Below are 761 nucleotides of genomic sequence, written 5' to 3'. Positions count from 1 at the left end.
TCGTCCCTGATCTCGGTTGGGGCCGGGGCCGATTTGCTCTTCACGGGCCAGCTCTACCAGGACCTGGCGATCAACGTGGCGGATTACTACGGCATTCCGATGGCCACGCTGCATTACATCCCGATGCGGCCGAACGGGCAGCTGATTCCGATGCTGCCGGGGCCGATGGTTCGCACCGGAATGGCGGTGTACGACTGGGTGTGCTGGCGCATGAACAAGAAGGCCGAGGACGCGCAGCGCCGCGCATTCGGTCTGCCGAAGGCAAAAGGTCCCGCGCCGCAACGGATGACGGCCCGCGGCGCGTTGGAGATCCAGGCCTATGACAAAGTGTGCTTTCCCGGGCTGGCCGACGAATGGGCGAAGTGGAGCGGCCAGCGCCCCTTTGTCGGGACGCTGACCATGGAGCTGACCACGGATGTCGACGACGAAGTCGCATCGTGGGTCGCTGCGGGAACACCACCCATCTGCTTCGGCTTCGGCAGCACAACGGTCGATTCGCCGGCCGAGACAATCACCATGATCGGCGAGGCCTGCGCGGAGCTGGGCGAGCGGGCGTTGGTGTGCTCTGGCAAAACCGATTTCAGTGGCGCCGCTCATTCGGACCACGTCAAGGTAGTCAGCGCGGTCAATTACGCAGCGGTCTTTCCCGCTTGCCGGGCCGTGGTACACCATAGCGGCGCGGGAACCACGGCAGCGGGCCTGCGCGCCGGAGTGCCCACATTGAGCCTCTGGAGCATGAGCGATCAGAAGATCTGGGCAGG

1 protein-coding gene is annotated in these 761 nt (G+C 64.9%); it reads left to right on the top strand.

Going from position 1 to position 761, the window contains the following annotated elements; all coding sequences use genetic code 11:
• Nucleotides 1-761, top strand: a 761-nt coding sequence (locus tag A5697_RS28150; RefSeq protein WP_369806138.1) for a glycosyltransferase, incomplete at both ends; no start/stop codon positions are given.

The organism is Mycobacterium sp. E3251, assembly GCF_001666835.1.
Taxonomy (GTDB): Bacteria; Actinomycetota; Actinomycetes; order Mycobacteriales; family Mycobacteriaceae; genus Mycobacterium.
This window is presented reverse-complemented; position numbering and strand designations above follow the sequence as displayed.